At 35.0% G+C, this 19,245-nt stretch carries 23 protein-coding genes and 1 riboswitch; of the genes, 12 read left to right on the top strand and 11 right to left on the bottom strand.

Annotation, left to right across the window (positions count from 1 at the left end; all coding sequences use genetic code 11):
* Nucleotides 1–11: 11 nt before the first annotated feature.
* Complete coding sequence (locus tag ACFQ18_RS00220) at nucleotides 12–974, top strand: 2-hydroxyacid dehydrogenase (protein WP_204797600.1); 963 nt, start codon at nucleotides 12–14, stop codon at nucleotides 972–974.
* Between the two features lie 314 nt (nucleotides 975–1,288).
* On the opposite strand, the gene ACFQ18_RS00215 is transcribed toward ACFQ18_RS00220, so the two are convergent.
* On the bottom strand, nucleotides 1,289–1,513 hold the full coding sequence (locus ACFQ18_RS00215; protein WP_047184618.1) for a NifU family protein: 225 nt from the start codon (nucleotides 1,511–1,513) through the stop codon (nucleotides 1,289–1,291).
* A gap of 255 nt (nucleotides 1,514–1,768) precedes the next feature.
* On the opposite strand from ACFQ18_RS00215, the gene ACFQ18_RS00210 reads away from it, so the two are divergent.
* Nucleotides 1,769–2,125: a HesB/IscA family protein gene (locus ACFQ18_RS00210; RefSeq protein WP_047184617.1), complete on the top strand. Its 357-nt coding sequence runs from the start codon at nucleotides 1,769–1,771 to the stop codon at nucleotides 2,123–2,125.
* A 63-nt stretch (nucleotides 2,126–2,188) separates the two neighbouring features.
* Complete coding sequence (locus ACFQ18_RS00205; RefSeq protein ID WP_047184616.1) at nucleotides 2,189–2,890, top strand: Crp/Fnr family transcriptional regulator; 702 nt, start codon at nucleotides 2,189–2,191, stop codon at nucleotides 2,888–2,890.
* Between the two features lie 201 nt (nucleotides 2,891–3,091).
* Here ACFQ18_RS00205 and ACFQ18_RS00200 read toward each other — a convergent pair whose 3' ends face one another.
* A complete protein-coding gene (locus ACFQ18_RS00200) occupies nucleotides 3,092–4,084 on the bottom strand; it encodes an NAD(P)/FAD-dependent oxidoreductase (protein WP_047184615.1) in 993 nt (330 codons plus the stop codon).
* Nucleotides 4,085–4,528: 444 nt separating this feature from the next.
* On the opposite strand from ACFQ18_RS00200, the gene ACFQ18_RS00195 reads away from it, so the two are divergent.
* From ACFQ18_RS00195 to ACFQ18_RS00185, 3 genes are all read left to right on the top strand, one after another.
* Nucleotides 4,529–5,749, top strand: a complete 1,221-nt coding sequence (locus ACFQ18_RS00195) for an NAD(P)/FAD-dependent oxidoreductase (RefSeq protein ID WP_047184614.1) — start codon at nucleotides 4,529–4,531, stop codon at nucleotides 5,747–5,749.
* A gap of 95 nt (nucleotides 5,750–5,844) precedes the next feature.
* On the top strand, nucleotides 5,845–6,156 hold the full coding sequence (locus tag ACFQ18_RS00190; protein WP_186301035.1) for a YuiB family protein: 312 nt from the start codon (nucleotides 5,845–5,847) through the stop codon (nucleotides 6,154–6,156).
* A 71-nt stretch (nucleotides 6,157–6,227) separates the two neighbouring features.
* The gene (locus ACFQ18_RS00185; protein WP_047184613.1) at nucleotides 6,228–6,917 is read left to right on the top strand and encodes a 3D domain-containing protein; all 690 of its coding nucleotides are present in this window, start codon (nucleotides 6,228–6,230) and stop codon (nucleotides 6,915–6,917) included.
* A 193-nt stretch (nucleotides 6,918–7,110) separates the two neighbouring features.
* On the opposite strand, the gene ACFQ18_RS00180 is transcribed toward ACFQ18_RS00185, so the two are convergent.
* Together ACFQ18_RS00180 and deoD are read right to left on the bottom strand one after the other, a co-directional pair.
* Nucleotides 7,111–7,584: a divergent PAP2 family protein gene (locus ACFQ18_RS00180; protein WP_047184612.1), complete on the bottom strand. Its 474-nt coding sequence runs from the start codon at nucleotides 7,582–7,584 to the stop codon at nucleotides 7,111–7,113.
* Nucleotides 7,585–7,893: 309 nt separating this feature from the next.
* Nucleotides 7,894–8,601 carry a purine-nucleoside phosphorylase gene (gene deoD / locus ACFQ18_RS00175; protein WP_060667526.1) on the bottom strand — a complete coding sequence of 236 codons (708 nt, stop codon included), beginning with the start codon at nucleotides 8,599–8,601 and terminating at the stop codon, nucleotides 7,894–7,896.
* Nucleotides 8,602–8,858: 257 nt separating this feature from the next.
* Here deoD and ACFQ18_RS00170 point away from each other — a divergent pair, with 257 nt between their 5' ends.
* Nucleotides 8,859–9,122, top strand: a complete 264-nt coding sequence (locus ACFQ18_RS00170; protein WP_047184610.1) for a phosphocarrier protein HPr — start codon at nucleotides 8,859–8,861, stop codon at nucleotides 9,120–9,122.
* Between the two features lie 38 nt (nucleotides 9,123–9,160).
* Here the strand turns inward: ACFQ18_RS00170 and ACFQ18_RS00165 are convergent, their stop codons facing one another.
* Complete coding sequence (locus tag ACFQ18_RS00165) at nucleotides 9,161–9,565, bottom strand: kinase-associated lipoprotein B (protein WP_047184609.1); 405 nt, start codon at nucleotides 9,563–9,565, stop codon at nucleotides 9,161–9,163.
* A 118-nt stretch (nucleotides 9,566–9,683) separates the two neighbouring features.
* Between ACFQ18_RS00165 and ACFQ18_RS00160 the strand changes: the two genes are divergently transcribed.
* Nucleotides 9,684–9,893, top strand: a complete 210-nt coding sequence (locus ACFQ18_RS00160) for a hypothetical protein (protein ID WP_047184608.1) — start codon at nucleotides 9,684–9,686, stop codon at nucleotides 9,891–9,893.
* Between the two features lie 132 nt (nucleotides 9,894–10,025).
* On the top strand, nucleotides 10,026–10,607 hold the full coding sequence (locus ACFQ18_RS00155) for a superoxide dismutase family protein (RefSeq protein ID WP_047184607.1): 582 nt from the start codon (nucleotides 10,026–10,028) through the stop codon (nucleotides 10,605–10,607).
* 42 nt (nucleotides 10,608–10,649) lie between these two features.
* Here the strand turns inward: ACFQ18_RS00155 and ACFQ18_RS00150 are convergent, their stop codons facing one another.
* A complete protein-coding gene (locus ACFQ18_RS00150; protein ID WP_047184606.1) occupies nucleotides 10,650–11,819 on the bottom strand; it encodes a MalY/PatB family protein in 1,170 nt (389 codons plus the stop codon).
* 294 nt (nucleotides 11,820–12,113) lie between these two features.
* Here ACFQ18_RS00150 and ACFQ18_RS00145 point away from each other — a divergent pair, with 294 nt between their 5' ends.
* Complete coding sequence (locus ACFQ18_RS00145) at nucleotides 12,114–12,575, top strand: hypothetical protein (protein WP_204797599.1); 462 nt, start codon at nucleotides 12,114–12,116, stop codon at nucleotides 12,573–12,575.
* Between the two features lie 186 nt (nucleotides 12,576–12,761).
* Here the strand turns inward: ACFQ18_RS00145 and ACFQ18_RS00140 are convergent, their stop codons facing one another.
* From ACFQ18_RS00140 to ACFQ18_RS00125, 4 genes are all read right to left on the bottom strand, one after another.
* Nucleotides 12,762–14,108 (bottom strand): glucose-6-phosphate isomerase, encoded by a 1,347-nt coding sequence (locus ACFQ18_RS00140; protein ID WP_047184604.1) that lies wholly within the window; start codon nucleotides 14,106–14,108, stop codon nucleotides 12,762–12,764.
* A gap of 153 nt (nucleotides 14,109–14,261) precedes the next feature.
* Nucleotides 14,262–14,654 (bottom strand): S1 domain-containing post-transcriptional regulator GSP13, encoded by a 393-nt coding sequence (yugI, locus tag ACFQ18_RS00135; protein ID WP_060669355.1) that lies wholly within the window; start codon nucleotides 14,652–14,654, stop codon nucleotides 14,262–14,264.
* A gap of 264 nt (nucleotides 14,655–14,918) precedes the next feature.
* Nucleotides 14,919–15,917 carry a potassium channel family protein gene (locus tag ACFQ18_RS00130; protein WP_047184602.1) on the bottom strand — a complete coding sequence of 333 codons (999 nt, stop codon included), beginning with the start codon at nucleotides 15,915–15,917 and terminating at the stop codon, nucleotides 14,919–14,921.
* A gap of 136 nt (nucleotides 15,918–16,053) precedes the next feature.
* Nucleotides 16,054–16,605, bottom strand: coding sequence for a thioredoxin family protein (locus tag ACFQ18_RS00125; RefSeq protein ID WP_047184601.1), 552 nt, complete (start codon nucleotides 16,603–16,605; stop codon nucleotides 16,054–16,056).
* Nucleotides 16,606–16,730: 125 nt separating this feature from the next.
* On the opposite strand from ACFQ18_RS00125, the gene ACFQ18_RS00120 reads away from it, so the two are divergent.
* Nucleotides 16,731–17,786 carry a M20/M25/M40 family metallo-hydrolase gene (locus tag ACFQ18_RS00120; RefSeq protein ID WP_047184600.1) on the top strand — a complete coding sequence of 352 codons (1,056 nt, stop codon included), beginning with the start codon at nucleotides 16,731–16,733 and terminating at the stop codon, nucleotides 17,784–17,786.
* 64 nt (nucleotides 17,787–17,850) lie between these two features.
* Nucleotides 17,851–17,995: riboswitch (FMN riboswitch) on the top strand.
* Between the two features lie 175 nt (nucleotides 17,996–18,170).
* A complete protein-coding gene (locus ACFQ18_RS00115) occupies nucleotides 18,171–18,758 on the top strand; it encodes an ECF transporter S component (protein ID WP_047184599.1) in 588 nt (195 codons plus the stop codon).
* 85 nt (nucleotides 18,759–18,843) lie between these two features.
* Here ACFQ18_RS00115 and ACFQ18_RS00110 read toward each other — a convergent pair whose 3' ends face one another.
* Nucleotides 18,844–19,236, bottom strand: a complete 393-nt coding sequence (locus ACFQ18_RS00110; protein WP_047184598.1) for a hotdog fold thioesterase — start codon at nucleotides 19,234–19,236, stop codon at nucleotides 18,844–18,846.
* Nucleotides 19,237–19,245 lie beyond the last annotated feature (9 nt).

Here is a 19,245-nt window from a genome sequence, read left to right as displayed (position 1 = left end):
GCGGGGATAGCATGAATAAGCCAAGTATTTATATTACAAGAAAAATACCTAGAGAACTTGTAAATATTTATGAAAATCAATACAACATTCGTATGTGGGAAAAAGAAGAAGAGCCAGTACCAAGGGAAATATTAGTAAAAGAAATCCAACATGCTAATGGAATCATATCTATGCTCAGTGAAAAAATAGATGAAGAACTATTGTCTAAAGCACCACACTTGAAAGTAGTGGCAAATCTTGCAGTTGGATTTGATAACATCAATGTAGATGTAGCAAAAAAACGAGGAATAATCATTACCAATACACCTGATGTATTATCGGAAACCACTGCCGACCTCGGATTTGCATTGCTTATGGCAACAGCTAGAAGAGTGATTGAAGCAAATAATTACATAAAAACGGATCAATGGAAAAATTGGGCACCGTTTTTATTAGCAGGAACGGACATTCACCATAAAACGATAGGTATCGTTGGAATGGGAAGAATAGGTGAAGCAATCGCTAAACGTGCAAAGGGTTTTGAAATGGAAATTTTATATCATAATCGAAGCAGAAAGGAAGAAGCAGAGAAAGAGTTAGGAGCATCCTATGTTTCTTTTGATGAACTATTACGTTTATCGGATTATGTTGTGTCCGTTGTACCATTAACAGACGAAACGAAGAGACTGTTTAATAAGGATACTTTTCGTAAAATGAAGCCATCTTCCATTTTTATTAATATTTCCCGTGGAGGAGTAGTGGACGAAGAAGCGTTAGTAGATGCATTAAAGAATAAAGTGATTGAAGCAGCGGGATTGGATGTATTTAAAAACGAACCAATTAATAGTGATCACCCATTATTAAAGTTAAATAACGTTGTGTGCTTACCACACATCGGTTCCTCTAGCATAGAAACAAGAACAAGAATGATTCAACTTTGTTTGGAGAATGTGGATGGGGTAATACAGGGTAGAGGTGCAAAAACACCGGTATAATATACAAAGGCGGAAGCGCCCGTTTAGTGACGTATAGACTGCGCCTGGCCATGCCAGGTGGTCCGATGTTGCCGCGCAAAGCGGCGGTTTTAATCGGACATTCCACCGCCGTAGGAGATAAAGGAAACACGGTGAGCGTAAGCGAACCGATGTTGACTTATCGTACGGAGGTGAAGGAAGTCTACTAGTCACTGGGCGCTGGAGCCGGACGTGGCTATTTCTGTATCTAAGTTATCCACAGCCATACAAATGTTATAATTTCCTAGACAAGAACAAAGGCAGGTAACGGAATGGTTCCTGCCTTTCATATGTTATTAAAATACTTGCTCGATTTCTTTTACACCAGGTACTTCCGAAGTAAGGGCGCGTTCAATACCGGCTTTTAAAGTAATAGTTGAACTTGGGCAATTTCCACAAGCTCCCATCAGACGTAGAAGAACGACTCCATCCTCGTCCACATCAACTAATTCTACATCTCCACCATCACGTAATAGGAATGGACGTAATTTATTTAACACTTCTTGAACTTGTTCATACATAGTTTTTTCTCCTTTCCCTGAATTCATTATAAAGTTTTCGACTAAAAAAATCTATTTGAATTTTTTTTGATTAATCCATGTTTATTGTTATTTTATCTTGAATATAACATTTTGTAAAATGAAAATCACTAGGGATACGGTGAATCCTGAGATATGAAAAAAATAAAGAGGTAAAGAAAAAATGAATTAGTTGAAGTTGTTAATTTTACTTTGTATACTTAAAATAAAGATTAAGTAAGGAGGTCCGTGAAAAAGATGGTAATTAATTTAACCGATCAAGCAAGTACAAGAATAAAAGAAATGATGCAAGAAGAAAGTGAGAATGTACGTCTACGTTTTGGTGTAAAAGGTGGCGGATGCAGCGGATTATCTTATTCAATCGGATTTGATTACGAAATAAACGAGGAATTGGATGTACAAGAGGAAGTGAATGGTATTCCAGTTGTCATCAATTCACAGGATATTCCAATTATAGAAGGTACAACTATTGATTATAAAGAGAATATGATGGGTGGCGGATTTAGCATTGATAATCCTAAGGCTGTATATTCTTGTGGATGTGGCTCATCCTTTAGAACGAAGGAAGTTGTTGGAACACCAGGTGATTGTTAGTTTCTCTCGCTAGGATGCTTTTTTAAAGTGTTCTAGCTTTTTAACTTGAATGGAGAGTGCGAAATGGGTAAAAGGTGTCATCATGGAATTAGCAAAGATCAGCTGTGTGTTGCAAAAGTACCTTTTTTTAATCATTTAACATTCGATGAGATGGAAAAAATTGCAGATATGAGTCGCCATCTCAATTTTAAAAAAGGCGAAATTATTTTTAGTGAAGGAGATCCATTAGAATATCTATACATCATACATCAGGGGCGGGTTAAAAACTATCAATTGTTTGAGTCTGGTAAAGAACAGTTACTTCGTATATTGGAGTCTGGTGAATTCATGGGGGAGTTAGCTTTATTTACTGAGAAAACGTTAGATAGTTACGCCGAGACAATCGAAAAAACAGAAATATGTGCCATTCATCGTAGTGACATGCAGCAGCTTTTGAAGCAATATCCGACAATAGCTATAAAAATATTAGAGCAATTTAGTAATAGGTTAGATGAAACAGAAAAGTTAGTTGGAAATCTAAGTTCAAAGGATGTAGAAACACGAACGGCAAGTTATTTATTAGAGTTAGTTGACAAATACAATACAACGAGTGTCGAGTTACCTATAAGCAAAAAGGATCTCGCATCTTATTTAGGGACAACTTCGGAAACGCTAAGTAGACGTTTGTCTAGTTTCCAAACAAATGGATGGATTGAGCAAAGAGGTCAACGCAAAATTCAAATATTAGATAGAGAAGCGTTAAGGGAAATGAGTATTCATAAATAAAGAAGCTATAATCAGAAGAAATCTATTATTATAGCTTCTTTATCTATTTCGTCCGGCTCCAGCGCCCAGCGACTAGCGAGACTTCCTTCACCTCCGTGCGATAAGTCAACATCGACTCACTCCGTTCGTCGTGTTTCCTTTATCTCCTACGGCTCAGTCCAGTCCGTACGTCGCTAAACGGGCGCTTCCGCCTTTGTTCTTTTAAAACAAATCTAAATCAGATGAGTGTTTAGGTTGTACGCGTGCTTTTGGATCAATATAACGTTTAGCGTTATTAATTGCTGTTGGTCCTTCACCGAATCCAGTAGCAATCAATTTTACTTTGCCATCATACGTACAAACATCTCCAGCCGCATAAATTCCTGGAATATTTGTTTCCATTTTAGAGTTAACAACAATACTGTTCTTTTCAATTGTTAAGCCCCAATCTTTGATAGGACCTAATTTAGAAATAAAACCATAATTACAAATAATAGAATCGGGTTCTAATGTAATTTGATTCTCACCTTTTACTTCTTGTAAAATCAATTGATCAATTTTGTTGGAAGAAACAATATCAGCCGCAACATAAGGAGTTAGAATATCAACATTAGAGGCATGGAGTTTCTCTACAGTATGTTCATGAGCCCTAAATTCATCACGCCGATGAACTAAGGTAACTTTTTTGGCAATAGGTTCTAACATTAGAGCCCAATCCACTGCGGAATCTCCACCACCTAGTAAAACAACGTGTTGGTCTTTGAATATACTCATATCTCTTACATAATAATGCAGATTTACTCCCTCGAATTGTTCACTATCTCCAATATTTAAGCGGCGCGGTTGAAATGCACCATTACCTGCTGTAATGATCATTGTTTTTGTTAAATGAACATCACCGGTATTAGAAGTAAGCTTCAGAACGTTTTCATCTATTCGATCCACTGTTTCAATAGACTGACTAAGCACAATTTCTGGGTCAAATAAACGAGCTTGTTTTTCTAAATTATCTACTAATTCCTGAGCTCTTACTTTTGGAAAGCCGGCAACATCATATATATATTTCTCTGGATACAGGGCTGTTAATTGCCCACCAGTATGCGGTAAACTCTCAATGATTTTAACACTTGCTTGTCTCATTCCACCGTAAAACGCAGTGAACAATCCGACAGGGCCTGCTCCAATAATCGTAATATCATAGATTTTTTCTGACATGGATATTACCCTCATTTCTACTATTTTAAATTACAATATAGTATTTATAGTATCATAAACAGGGTGGTAGTGGTATGAAAAGACTTTGAATATTGATAAATATAGTAGCGTATACATGGTATCATTCGAATTCAGAAAATAAATAATTAGGAAATTAGATATTAGGGGTTGAAAAAGAAAACAATACACGCTATGATTACATGTGAATTATGTTACAATTTTGTAACAAAATGGTTAAATTTATATTACCAATAAATGTTAATGTACTAGGAAGAGAACAAAGGCGCTGGAGTCTGACGTGGCTATTTCTGTATCTAAGTTATCCACAGCCGTACAAATTTTATAATTTCCTAGGCAATTAGGAAACTTGACATTCACCAAGCTTTTTAAGTGAATGCTAAGTCTATTAAAGTAATAACGAGGTTAGGAGATGGAAGTGAAATTATGCATAGACCACATATCGTCATACTTGGAGCGGGATATGGGGGAATAGTAACTGCATTAAATCTACAAAAGAAATTAAATGCAAATGAGGCACAAATAACACTTGTGAATAAAGAAGATTACCATTATCAAGCTGCTTGGCTACATGAAAATGCGGCTGGATCTTTACATCATGACCAGCTAAGAATTCCTATTAGGGATATTATTAATGAAAAGAAAATAAATTTTATTTTAGATAAAGTGGTTTCCATTAAACCTGAAGAAAAAAAGATAAAACTAGAAGACCAGACAATAGCATACGATATTCTTATTATTGCTTTGGGTTTTGAATCGGAAATGCCAGAGAATCATGGATTAGAGGAAAATGCCTTTTTTATAGGGGATATAAATAGTGCAAGGCTTATAAGGGAGCATTTAGAATATAATTTTGCTTGTTACCATAATGAAGATGTAAAGAATAAAGGAAGATTGAACATCGTAATTGGCGGTGGCGGTCCAACAGGAGTAGAATTTGCTGGTGAATTAGTTGATCGTATTCCAGAAATCTGTAAAGAATATGATATTGAAAAAGCATTGGTTCGTATAATTATGTTAGAGTCAGAAGCAACGATTTTACCTGCTGTTGATGAATCGTTACAACAATATGCAACGAACTCCTTGGTTTCTCGTGGTGTGGAGATAATAACAGGGGCAACGATTAAGGAATGTCATGCAGATACAATAACTTATGAAAAAGATGGGATACTAGAGGAAATACCTACCGTTACCAAAATATGGACAGCGGGGGTAAGAGCTAATTCTTTAGTTAAAAAGTCTGGATTACAAACCAAAGATGGAAAAGTAGCAGTAACTGGAGAGATGAAGGCACCTGACTTTCAAGATATCTTTGTTGTAGGTGATTGTGCAAATGTTATAGATCAAAAAAGTGGAAAAGCCTTTAACCCTACAGCGCAAATTACTGTTCAACAAGCAGCATTAGTTGCTTATAATGTTGTAGCAATGATAAAAGGAAATAAATTAAGAACGTTTGAACCTAAAATTAAAGGCATGGTTGTTTGTTTAGGGAGCCATGATGGAATCGGCCAAATTTTTAATAAACGTAAATTATTCGGGTGGAAGGCTCCACTCGCTAAACGATTAGTCGATACACAATACCTTTTAAAACTAGGAGGATTAAGCTTAGTGCTGAAAAAGGGAAAGTTCAAATTTTTAAATAGTTAATGAAAAGCAAAGGAGTGAACTGTTCCTTTGCTTTTTGTTTGAATTCATATAAAATGAAAATGATATCTTTGTATATGGGGAAAGGAGTATCTCGATTGGTTCAATTATTAGTTATGATCATTTTATATTTTGTCATGTTTTTTGGAATTGCATTTATTGTAAATATGCTTATACGTAAAACATGGCTTATGGCGTATTTATATCCATTTATTCTAATTATTATGATCGATAATTTAGCAACTTGGGAATATATTGTGAGGCCTGGACAAGCTTTTTCAGCTCTAGGTACTAAATTAGTAAATTTAACTGGATTTGACATTATTTTATTTGTGTTTGGTTTCTTAGGAACCATTACAGCTGGATATGTTATGAAACTACTAAGAAAGAATGGTTATCAAATGTTTTAATAGTTTTATATGAAAAAAATGAATAAAATCTAATGTGATTGGAAATGATGACACCCAGAGAGGTGTTATTCATGAAAATCAAAAATTTTATTCGAAGGACGACTTTGACTTTCTTATTTTTAGTAGCATTATACGTGACAATATCTACTATATCTAATATTACCATTGCAGATATGAAAATTTGGGCAGATAATTTACAGATACAACGCACAGATGAAAACTCATTAGATTACAGAAATCTAGAAAAGAAAGAGGAAAGACTTAAGAAAGTTAAACCTACTGAACGATTAATATCTAATAATGAAGTTGATGGATCTAAGACTTTAGAAGATATAGTTGATGTGGAAGGTTATCCCTCTAAGGTTGTAATGGCGACGGGTTATACAGCGGGTTATGAATCAACAGGTAAGACGGAAGCTCATCCTTCTTTTGGAATTACGTTCTCGGGAGTAAAAGTGAAGAGAGATCTATATTCTACTATCGCTGCAGATACGAGTGTATTTCCGATTGGTACTATTCTGTTTATTCCGGAGTATGGTTATGGTGTCGTAGCTGATACTGGTAGCGCTATTGTTGGGAATAAAATTGATTTGTATTTTAATACAGTGGAAGATGTTTTTAATGAGTGGGGAAAAAAAGAAGTAGAAGTGTTTATTATTCAAGAAGGTAATGGAAGTATAACGGAAGAAGAACTAGTAGCATTAAATGAAGAAAATGAAGCATTACAAGTGTTTAGACAGCAATTTATATCAGAGGATTAAAAAAGATTTTTCTTCTTCCAGTTTAAAATTGTGGAAAAATAATAATAAATGAAAAAGCATACCATATCGAAATCGGTATGCTTTTTATATTGGCGGTTAAGAAAGCATAAAATCTTTCCCGTCCGCATAAGTGCAACTAAGGCATCCGCCTACCCTAAAGCGGATGCCAAGATTTTTAAGAGAAACGTGGAGTCTAGAACAATGGATATAAAGCCAAAGCGACGATGATTCCAGTCAGTCCACCGAAAAAGACTTCGCTAGGTTCATGACCAAGTAATTCCTTTAATTCTTGACGTTTTTCATAATCTTTTTTTCTATTCCAGTCTTTTGCGTGTTCAAAGAATAATTGAAAATCATTAATTAACCGATTTAATACAACAGCGTGCCTTCCTGCATGTCTACGAACACCTGAAGCATCGTACATGGTGATTACACTAAATATGGCGGATATTGCAAACATAGACGAAGATAAGCCTTCAACTATACCAATCGCTGTGGTGAGGGCGGCTACTGCTGCTGAATGACTACTTGGCATGCCACCAGTACTAAATGCAATACTCGGCGTAAATTGCTTAGTTACTAAAAACTTTATTGGGATTTTTATGAATTGGGCAAAAACGATTGCTGATAATGCCGCCCAAATAGGGAAATTAGAAAATATCTCCATCTAAGTTTCAACACCTACCTAATTATTTTAGTGGTTAGGAAATTTAAAGTTTCCCAACTATATTACCTGCTTAGTAAAGAAAAAGCTTTTAAATATAGATTATGTAATTGTAGTAATTTTAACATAGGTGAAAACTAGGTAAAAGAATTAGCTAAATAAAAGAGAACCTAAACGTGCAGTAGACTCCCATCTCAAGCTTCTTGAGAAACAAAGAAGGTAGGTGGTAGATCAACAGCCCGTAAAGGTCCGATAAGTTCGACTAACCATCAGTGAGGGATGAAGGAAAACCCCCATTGATGGAAGTCTTCTTTATTGAATGATGGTATCTAAAGCGATTTCCATCATGTCATTAAATGTTGTTTGTCTTTCCTCAGAAGTCGTTTCTTCGCCTGTTAAGATATGATCTGAAACGGTTAAGACAGATAATGCTTTTCGGCTATACTTTGCAGCAAGCGTATACAGTGCCGTCGTTTCCATCTCAACAGCTAATACTTGATAGCTTGCAAGCAGTTCATTAATTTCCTGTGCATTTTCACGATAAAAAGAATCGCTCGTAAAGACATTACCTACTTTTAAGTTCAAACCTTTTTGGACCCCATTATCGTAGGCGGCTTTTAATAAATGGAAATCTGCTAATGGTGCATAATCAATTTGATTAAAAATCATTCGATTCGTTTGGGAATCAGTAGTTGCCCCTTGTGCTAAAATGACATCTCTTACTTTTACATCTTTTTGAAGAGCACCACAGGTTCCAACACGAATTAGTTTCTGTACATCATATTCTCGGATTAATTCATTTACGTAAATGGATATGGAAGGGACACCCATACCTGTACCTTGAACAGATACACGTTCCCCCTTATAAGTTCCAGTAAATCCTAACATTCCCCTAATTTCATTATATGGATTTACATTTTCAAGGAAATTCTCTGCAATAAATTTTGCACGCAATGGATCGCCCGGTAATAAAATTTTATCTGCAATTTCTCCCTTTTTTGCGCCAATATGGACACTCATTATTTTATCCTCCCTTAACGAATGGTGTAAAATAACGGTATCATATTATAAAAAGGAAGACAAATGTCATTTACAAACGGAACAAGGCTTAAATGGGGAGGTGAGTATGACACTTTAATGAGTTGTCTTCACAGCAAACTTCTTTCACGAATGATGTCGTTTCGTTTGATAAATATATAAAATTGTATATAATAAACATAGTTAACTCGTACAGCTTAAATAGTGTTCGAGTGAATTATAGGAAGAAGGGTGAAAAAATGAAATCACAAACATTTAAAATCACAGCTGAGTCTGGAGTGCATGCAAGACCAGCTACATTATTAGTTAATAAAGCTGGACAGTTCGAATCCGAAGTAAACATTAATTACAAGGGTAAATCCGTTAATTTAAAATCCATTATGGGTGTTATGTCTTTAGGAATCCCTGGTGGAGCAGAGATCGAAATTTCTACTGAAGGAAATGATGAAGAAGAAGCATTAAATGCATTAGCTGACGTAGTTAAAGAGCATTTAGGGGAATAAATAATATTATAAAAAGCTAGAGGGAGACAAATTTTCCTCTAGCTTTTTATGTTATAATATCGCTTTTTATAGTTGTTTTCTTCCAAACGGTTTAAAGTTAGTATTGCTTGTTGGTTATAAGGGGTATCCTCTTGTAAAAGCTTTTCTTTATATGTATGAACCGCGACTTTTAAAGAATCCCCATACGAAGGTACTTCTGCATCGTAAGGATGAACAGCAGGTTTTTTTACATTCATTTTTTCTTGATAGAATAAAGCTTTTCGTTCATGAAAAAATACACCCTCCACTTGTCCAGGATTATGCAGATCCCCTTGCATTGGATGCTTTAGCACAGCTAACACTTCTATTAGATAGTTTTTACCTCTATCTTCCTTGACTTTTCCAATGTAAGTTCCTGAATGGTAATGAGCTTTTACAATATCTCCAATGTTTACTTCAGCCATAACATATCACCTCTAAGTACATTGTGCCAAAAAAAGTAAAATTAAGCGAATAATATGGAAATAGGTTTAGTAAATAAGCTTATTTTGCTATAATGAACATTGGAAGGAAGGCGATAGAATGAATTTATATATATTAATGCCATTTTTATATTTTCCAGAAGATAAGACTGAATATATTCCAGCTGTCATCTCGTTAATCATTTTTATGACATTAGCATGTGTTGCAATGTATATCTTTTATAAGAAGTCGAAGAAGGATGAAAAGGAATTCAATAAAAAATATAGTGAACAGTTGCAACAGGTTGCTAAGAATAATAACGAAAAGTAACATCAAAAGGAGCATTACATAAGTTGCTTCTTTTTTGTTTGATGCAAATGGGTCTAAGTTGATTTAACGTTTGTATATTTTACTACAAGAAGTGAATAATAACGCAAAATGCACTAAAAAGGGGAAAGCTACATGCGTTTATTATTCATAATCTTTTTTACTTTGGTCTTGGCATCGTGCGGTAATGGGGAAACTGAGTCCACAAGAACAGTTGATATGTATAATGCTGAAGGTGATATGGTTGGAACAGCGACATTAAATGAAATGCCGGATGGGGTTCAAGTGAAATTAAAACTAGAAGGACTGACACCGGGATTTCACGGTATTCATGTTCATGAGTATCCCCAATGCAAGGGTCCTGATTTTAAAAGCGCTGGAAGTCACCTCAATCCTGAAGGGAATGAACATGGCTTAATGCATCCAGAAGGGGCCCATTTGGGTGATTTACCAAATATAGAGGCGGATAGTGACGGGTTAGTAGATGCGGAACTAATGTTGAGTGGAGCTACACTAAGAGAAGGGAAAAATTCCATTCTCAAAGGGGACGGTACTTCACTAGTTATACATGAATCACAAGATGATGGAGTTAGCCAGCCTGCAGGGAATTCCGGGGCTCGAATTATGTGTGGGACAATTAAAGCGGAACCTAAGAAAAATACGGAAACTCCTACAGATCCAACCGAGACAAATGAAGAGCAAGAAGAAGAAGGATGAACAAAATAACCACGTCCCTTTGCTGACGTGGTTATTATTTTATTATCTATTTTTTATTGCTTCGATAATTCGTTTTGTCCCTTCTGCAATAGTAGCACGGGGACAAGCTAAATTCATACGCATATATTGTTTACCTTCTTCGCCATAATCAACACCTGCGTTCAGCCCAACCCTAGCCTTATGAATCATAAATTCCTTTAATTCTTTCGCATCAAGACCTAGTGAGCTACAATCAATCCAGAGTAGATAGGTCCCTTCAGAAGGCGTAACGCGTAAGTCTGTGTTATGTTCAAGTTCTTTCGTAACATAATCTCTATGACCTTCTAAGACGGTGAGAAGTTCATTTAGCCATGGCGATCCATAATTATATGCCGCTTCTAAAGCAGTATTTGCCATCGTATTTAATCCGTTGCCATGACCTTGTTTTTGAAATTCTTCTATTAATTTTTTACGTTTTTCCTTATTTGTAGTAATAACGTAAGATGCCTCTAGTCCTGCTAAATTAAATGTTTTGGAAGGAGCCATACAAGTTATCGTATGATTTGCAATCTCTTCAGACAAAGAAGCAATAGGAATGTGTTTCTTTCCAGAAAACACAAGATCGGCATGAATTTCATCAGAAATGATAAGCACATTATATTTCAAACATAGTCTAGCCATTTCCTCTAATTCCGCTTTCTTCCAAACTCTTCCTACAGGATTGTGAGGGGAACAAAGTATAAAAGCTTTTACTCCAGATTTTAACTTTTCTTCAAAGTCATTAAAGTTAATTGTATAATAATTATTTTCTTCTATTAATGGGTTTTTAACAATTTCTCGATCATGGGCTTGTATAACATTGTAGAACGGTGTATAAACGGGTGTTTGTATTAAAATCTTATCTTGAGGCTCCGTAAATGCCCTAATAGCCATATGTAAGCTTGTAACAACGCCTTTACTGAAAGAAAGCCATTCACGATTTATTTCCCAATCATGTCGAGTTTTTACCCAATTTACGATAGAATCTTTCACGGCATTATCTACAACTGTATATCCATAGATTCCATGTTCTGCACGTTTAATAAGTGCTTCATTTACTTCACGTGGAGCCTGAAAATCCATATCAGCTACCCACATAGGCAGAATATCTTCATTTTGAAAGATAAACTCTCTTAAGTCCCACTTCATTGAACGTGTGTTTAAACGATTATGTACTCTATCAAAAATACTCACTATGATTAACCTCCTATCTTCATTATTGTTATTATATCAAATTAGCAGAAATATAAAGGAAAAATGGCAAAAAAAAAGCAAAGCGTTGTAACGCCTTGCATACAGGGGGAATACGAGAAAGTCTTACAATATTAGTTATTCCCCGGTATAAAAAATATAAACTTCTTTTTTTAAAAAAGTAAAATAAATTTTTTATCATTCTTTCTCATTGAATTCTAATCGTTTTCTTAGTACAATTTTCATTCAGACATTTATTATAAAAATGGAAATAAAGAATAAAGGAGAAGGAAATGTATGAAAAAAATAATAGTATTTCTAATGATTTTGGGAGTTTTAAGTGCCTGTGGTAATGCGAGTTCTCAAGACGCAGAACAGCCGAATACAGATGTAAAAGATGAAACTATTACCACTCAGAAGGATACGGAAGCGAATAAAGAAGAAGCCGAAACTGGAATGGAAAATAATGAAGTAAATAACGAGAACACTGAAATGGAAAATAATGAAATAAATAATGAGAAAACGGAAGTGGAAAGTGATGAAGTGAATTATGAAGAAATGGCAATTTGGGAAGAAGTAATACCTACTAATAATTATTCGCTAAGGGTTGTTGAAGATAATAATCATAAACGTATTGTACTCTTTGAAGATGAAAATGGTCATGTTTCTTATAAAAGTATTTACATAAAAGACAAGGATCGTTTAAAAGTAATAGACACAGATACTGATGATGGATTATTATATAACGATAAAATATAAAAAAGCAAAAAGCACCCCTATTGGAGGTGCTTTAAACTTATCCCACCTAAAACGGGCAGTAAGACTCCTACCCCAAGCTTTTGGAGAAACAAAGAAATCAGCTGGGAGATCAACTGCCCATAAAGGTCCGATAAGTGTGACTAACCATCAGTGGGGAATGAAGGAACCCCCTACTGATGGAGTCTTCTATAAGCGTTTTTCTAATTCTTCTTTTTGACTTTCAAAACCAGGTTTACCAAGTAAGGCAAACATGTTTTTCTTATATGCTTCCACACCTGGCTGGTCGAATGGGTTAACACCTAATAGATATCCACTCATACCACAAGCTTTTTCAAAGAAGTACACAAGATAACCGAACGTATAAGCATTTATCTCTGGGATTTCTAAAATTAAATTAGGTACGCCTCCATCTGTATGAGCAAGCATGGTACCTTGGAATGCTTTGTCGTTGATTTCTTGAATGGTTTTACCAGCTAAGTAGTTCAATCCGTCTAAATCATTTTCTTCAGCTTCTAACGTTAAGTCAATTTTAGATTTATTAACATGAAGAACCGTTTCAAAAATGTTACGACGACCTTCTTGAATATATTGACCTAAAGAGTGTAGGTCTGTCGTAAAGTTTGCTGAAGAAGGATAAATACCTTTTTGGTCCTTTCCTTCACTTTCTCCAAATAATTGTTTCCACCATTCAGAGAAGTATTGTAGGTTAGGTTCGTAGTTGATTAATAACTCTGTAACCTTTCCTTTATTGTAAAGGATATTACGGACAGCAGCATATTGATATGCCGCATTATTTTCTAGAGACGGATCTGAAAAATCATTCATTGCGTCTCTCGCACCCTGCATCATTTCATCCGTGTTAACACCACTTACGGCGATAGGGAGTAACCCAACTGCGGTCAGTACAGAATAACGACCACCGACATCATCAGGGATCACAAATGTTTCATATCCAGCTGCATCTGCAGAAGTCTTTAAGGCACCTCTTGCTTTGTCAGTAGTTGCAAAAATACGACCTTTTGCTTCTTCTACACCATATTTTTCTTCCAAATACTTTTTAAATATACGGAAAGCAACAGCAGGTTCAGTTGTAGTACCTGATTTTGAAATAACGTTAATGGAGAAATCTTTATTTTTTAATACATCAAATAATTCACTCATATAAGTGGAGCTTAAATGATTACCAACAAAAATAATTTGTGGTGCTTTTCTTTCTTCTTTAGAAAGAATATTTTGGAATGAGTGATTCAACATTTCTATAGCTGCACGAGCGCCTAGATAAGAGCCGCCAATACCTATAACCAAAAGAACATCGGAATCATTTCTAATTTTTTCTGCAGCTTTTTGAATGCGTGCATATTCTTCTTTATCATAATTTTCTGGAAGGTCAACCCATCCTAAAAAGTCTTTTCCAGCTCCAGTTTTATTATGTAACATATGATGAGCAGTTTTGACAAAGTCACTAAGGTTGTCTATTTCGCTTTGATTAAAGAATGACAAAGCTTTATCATATTTAAAAGATACATGTGTCATGCTGTAATTCCTCCTAATAAATAAAGATATGATTATACTTTAACTAATTAAATATTTTACATCAAGATTGAAACTTTTAGAAGTAATAGACTTTTCAAAAGGGCTGTATATGAAAAGGGCATGTCCAGTTCGCCTGTTCATGCCCATCCCTAGCTAGTTTTTAAATGTTCCTTCACGTTCCTCTGATTGTTCAATCCACTCTTGTAGTTTATCTTTAAGCGTATTAAATCCTGATGTTGCTTCTTCTTGTTGTTGTTTTGGTTTTTGCATCTTTTGGGGTTTAGTAGTTTCTTTTTTTGGTGCTTCCTCAGTTGCTCTGATGGAAAGTGATACTTTGTTATTTTCTTCATTTACGTTCAAAACTTTAACTTTTACTTCATCGCCAACGGATAAATGATCATTAATATCTTTAACAAAACCGTGAGTGATTTCAGAGATATGAACCAAACCTTGAGTTTCATCATCTAATGCAACAAAGGCACCATATGGTTGAATCCCTGTAACTTTACCTTCTAATACTTGACCAGCCTCAAATTTATTTGTCATGCCGAACATCTCCTATTTTTTCAATTCTTATTAGTACGTGTACAAAAAGGAGGATGAAAAGAACGGAGCATTTCACGTGAAGAACGGAAAAGCAAATCAACGAGTTACCACAGGATGTGGGTGACTTCCACGTTCGTCACAGGACGTGACAGAACCTAGTCGAAGATCCCTAAAACTGAAGCGTCTTTTTCACCGGACTTTTTGAACAACCTCTATTAGACAATAAATAATTTTATCACACATTAGTTTATCAAGCAAAGAAGTTTACCAATCTGTTATAGATAATAAGATATCTTCTTTTTTTATAATAAAATCTTGGGAGGGATGAATTTGATATTGATTATTTCGTATAATTCCAAGAAGCAGATGTCCTCTTTTTAATAGTTTTTGCGATACGTCGAGAAAAGACAGTTCTGTTAATTCCACTGGACATTTGGAATGAGAAAATTGCTTTTGTTTTAAGAGGTTAGTAATGTCTTCAAATGGAGTAGCTGTTTTTTTATGTGACAATTCATGAAAAAATAGGATACTCATAAAGTTATTGGAACGAATAATGGTTGTAGCTCCAGCTCTTAATGCATTCTCAATTTGTACTTTTGATAAAATTTCCGCGACGATAGGGACATCTTTGTTATTACCTCTAATAGCTAGTGTTGCTAGGATGGTCCAGTTATCCGAATGTCTTTCACTTTTTAAGTCATTTGCTGAAATTAATACCCTTGATGCATGCTTGATATTAGCCATGTGTAACACATAATCTTCGGTTGCATCTCCATTTATAAAATGGACGGGATAATTTTGATACGATATCTTTTTTTCCGAATGGTCAATTAGAACAATTTCCAAATTGGGAAAAATATCTGTAACAATTTCAATAAGTTGTCTAGTTCTTTCATTCCATCCAATAAAGATAAGATGATTTTGTCCTTTGAATTTTAGTTTCCCCCTTATAAGGTCTTGTTCTTTTCTAACGGCACGAGAAGAAACGGCTGACACATAAAGAGCAATAAAACTTCCGCCGGTTAACATTAATAATATACCTACTATTCGACCTTCTGTAGTTAGGGGAGTATAGTCTCCATATCCAACGGTTGCTGCTGTAACAAATGCCCACCAGATCCCATCGAAAATAGTCGGAAACTGCTTAGGTTCAATAAAATGGATAAGGATTCCGTAAAATAACATGACAATGATAACAAGTAAAAGCAATTTAATCAGTAAGGGAAGACGTAAATAAAGATATTTTATAAATTTGATAGTCATACGAATCACCTATTAAGGTTTTTCTTTCTAGCTTCAGCGCTCAACTCTTAATAGTATGGACGAAATGTCCGCATTATAATACATGCAAAATAGAAGAAAAAATGGCATTGATTAATCAATACCATTTTTTCTTCTATTATTTATTTAATGCATTTTTGATGCTTTGGTAAACTTCAGGGCGGAACTCTGTTTTTTCTTGGAATGCTTGATGCATAGATTTATACAGTTCTTTTGATTTTTCTTCAAAATCTTCCGCATCTTTTGATGGTAAACTAGCTCTCTTCTCATCCACAAATTGTTGAACTACATCCGCACGTGGTCCCCATTTAGCGAATTCGTTTCCATCTTTATCAATAAAAATAAATATAGGAATTGATCTTGACTTACCATTTGTTAAATACTGATCCATTAAGTCTAAATTAGAGTCTCGAAGAAGCATACGAACATCAATATTTGCTTTTTTAGATAATCTTAATAGAATCGGGATGTTAAGCATTGCGTCGCCACACCAATCCTCTGTAAGTACGATAGCACGGAGACTTTTTTCTTTTATTTTTTCATAAAACGCTGTATCCTCAGGTGCTTGAAAGCTTTCATAAATATCAAGAAAACCTTCTTTGTTTTTTTCCATACCCTTTATGTACTCTTCCGGTGACATTGCCTTTTCAAACCATTGATTTAAATCCATGTCATCCCCTCCATTTTTTTCTTTATTTTACCTATTAAATCAGAATGGGTAAACTTAAGTGCTCTATACTTTTATTTTTGCTATGATAAATCTATTAAAAGGTTGTCATTAGGAGGAATGCTTGGATGAATTGTAATAAAGAATTTCTATTGGAGCTATTAACAACACCATCACCTTCTAGTATGGAGATGGAAATTCAAAAGAAATGGATTAACTATGTAAAAGAATTTGCGGATGAAGTCATAACAGATAATGCAGGAAATGCAGTTGGTGTTTTAAATCCAAATGCTGAATTTAAAATATTGCTAGCAGGGCATTGTGATGAAATAGCACTTGTTGTTAATCGAATTGATGATGGGGGATTTTTATACTTTGATAAAATGGGTGGTATTAATCCGAAAGCAGCAGTAGGAATGCAGGTAACTGTTTTAGGTTATGAAAAAACAATCACTGGAGTAATTGGAGTTAATGCCCAACATCATGGCGGTTTAAAAAGTGATTTTGATTTGGGCGATTTATTTATAGATTGTGGTTATCAATCAAAAGAGGAAGCGGAAAAGGAAGTACAAATTGGTGATTTATGTGTATATAAAGTGAATCCCGAAATTTTAAAGGATCGTTATATTACAGGTAGGGGATTAGATAATCGGACTGGGTTATTTATCGTTGCAGAAGTATTAAAACGATTATCAGAAAAGGATATAAATGTCGGTGTTTATGCGGCAAGTACGGTAAATGAAGAAACGAATATGGGTGGTGCGTATTTTGCTGCTTCAGGAATTAATCCTACAATGGCCATTGCCTGTGATGTGACATTCGCAACCGATTACCCTGGGGTAAATAAAAATAAATATGGAGATGTAAGATTAGAGAAAGGTCCTGTTTTAGCTAAAGGTGCGCCGATTAACATTAAAATGAACAAATTATTAGAAAACGCCGCTAAAAAACTGGATATAAATGTTCAATACGAGTTAACGCCAAGAATGACTGGGACGGATGCTGATAAAATGAGATTTACCGGTAAGGGAGTTCCGATTGCATTAGTATCATTACCGTTACGTTATATGCATTCGCCTGTTGAAACAGCTAGTTTTATCGATATGGAACAGGAAATGGAGTTATTAGTAACGATGATTGAAAATATGACAGGAAAAGAGAGTCTTAATCCTTTGGAAGATTAGTAAATAACTCTTTTCAAATTAAAAAATAAGATGTATACTATACATAAATAATTTAATAATCGATTTCAATCTTCGGGGCAGGGTGTAATTCCCGACCGGCGGTAAATAGCTGTTCGCTATAAGTCCGCGACCCACAGTTTATTTAGATTGTGGTTGACCTGGTGGAAACCCAGGACCGACAGTTAAAGTCTGGATGAGAGAAGATGTCGAGCCTGATTAGGTACTTTTTTTGTACCATAATTTTGCTATACTTTTGTATATTAAACCCTAAAGCGCCCCAATTAGGCCTTTAGGGTTTTTATGTGTAAATATAGCATTTTTATCAGATTTAGGCTTCTCCTTCACGACAAGATAGAAATCGATCATATTGAAGGAGGATAACAAATGGGAAAATCAACTAAGCAATCATTAAGTTTAGTTAAATTAATTATTTTGGCATTATTAGGGACAATTTCATTAGTATTATTTTTCTTAAACTTTCCTTTGCCATTTCTACCACCTTACTTAAAAATAGATTTTAGCGAAGTTCCGGCTTTAATGGCGGGCCTAATTTTTTCTCCAGTCGCTGGTGTTATCGTCGTAGCAGTGAAGAACTTATTGTATCTTGCAGTTTCAGGTGCAGGTGATCCAATTGGAGTTGCGGCAAACTTTTTAGCAGGTCTTATGTTTGTTTTACCGGTATCCATTTTTTATCATCGATTTAAAAAAGGTGTGAAAAGTGTTGTTTCCGGACTAGTAACAGGAACAATCATTATGACAATTGGAATGAGTGTTCTAAATTACTTTATTGTTTTACCAGCGTATGGTTGGTTTATGGGTTGGGAAATGACACCAGAAGTAATTTGGTCCTCTGTTTTAATAGGGGTACTTCCATTTAATGCAATTAAAGGAATTATAGTGGGAATCTTATTCGTTCCTTTATTTATCAAGATGAAGAACTGGGTAGAACAACAACAAGCAAAATTTATATAAATAAAATTCACAGCTAGCCTCTAGGGGTTAGCTTTTTATGTAAATAAAAAAGAAGCAGCAAGTAAACTGCTTCTCCGTCCTTCATCTATTTTTTCTTTGAAACAATTCCTATTGTACATCTTGATATACATATTAAAGCATCTTCTTCGTCCGTTAGGCGTACTTCCCAAACGGCGGTTGTTTTACCACTGTGGATAGGTTTTCCTTTTGCGGTAACTATTCCCTCTCTTTTACTTTTAATATGATTGGCGTTAATCTCAATACCGAAGACATTACATTCATTGAGATCGACATTCATTGCTGCTCCCATACTTGCAACAGTTTCAGCGAGTGCGACAGATGCGCCACCGTGTAAAAAACCATATGGTTGACGAGTTCGTTTATCTACTGGCATAGTCATAATTATTTCATTTTTATCTAAAGAAACGATTTCAATCCCTAGATTTTCGATCAATGTATCATTTAATAAATCTTCCATCTCTATCCC

Source organism: Oceanobacillus caeni (genome assembly GCF_042678465.1).
In the GTDB taxonomy this organism is placed as follows: domain Bacteria; phylum Bacillota; class Bacilli; order Bacillales; family Amphibacillaceae; genus Oceanobacillus; species Oceanobacillus caeni.
This window is presented reverse-complemented; position numbering and strand designations above follow the sequence as displayed.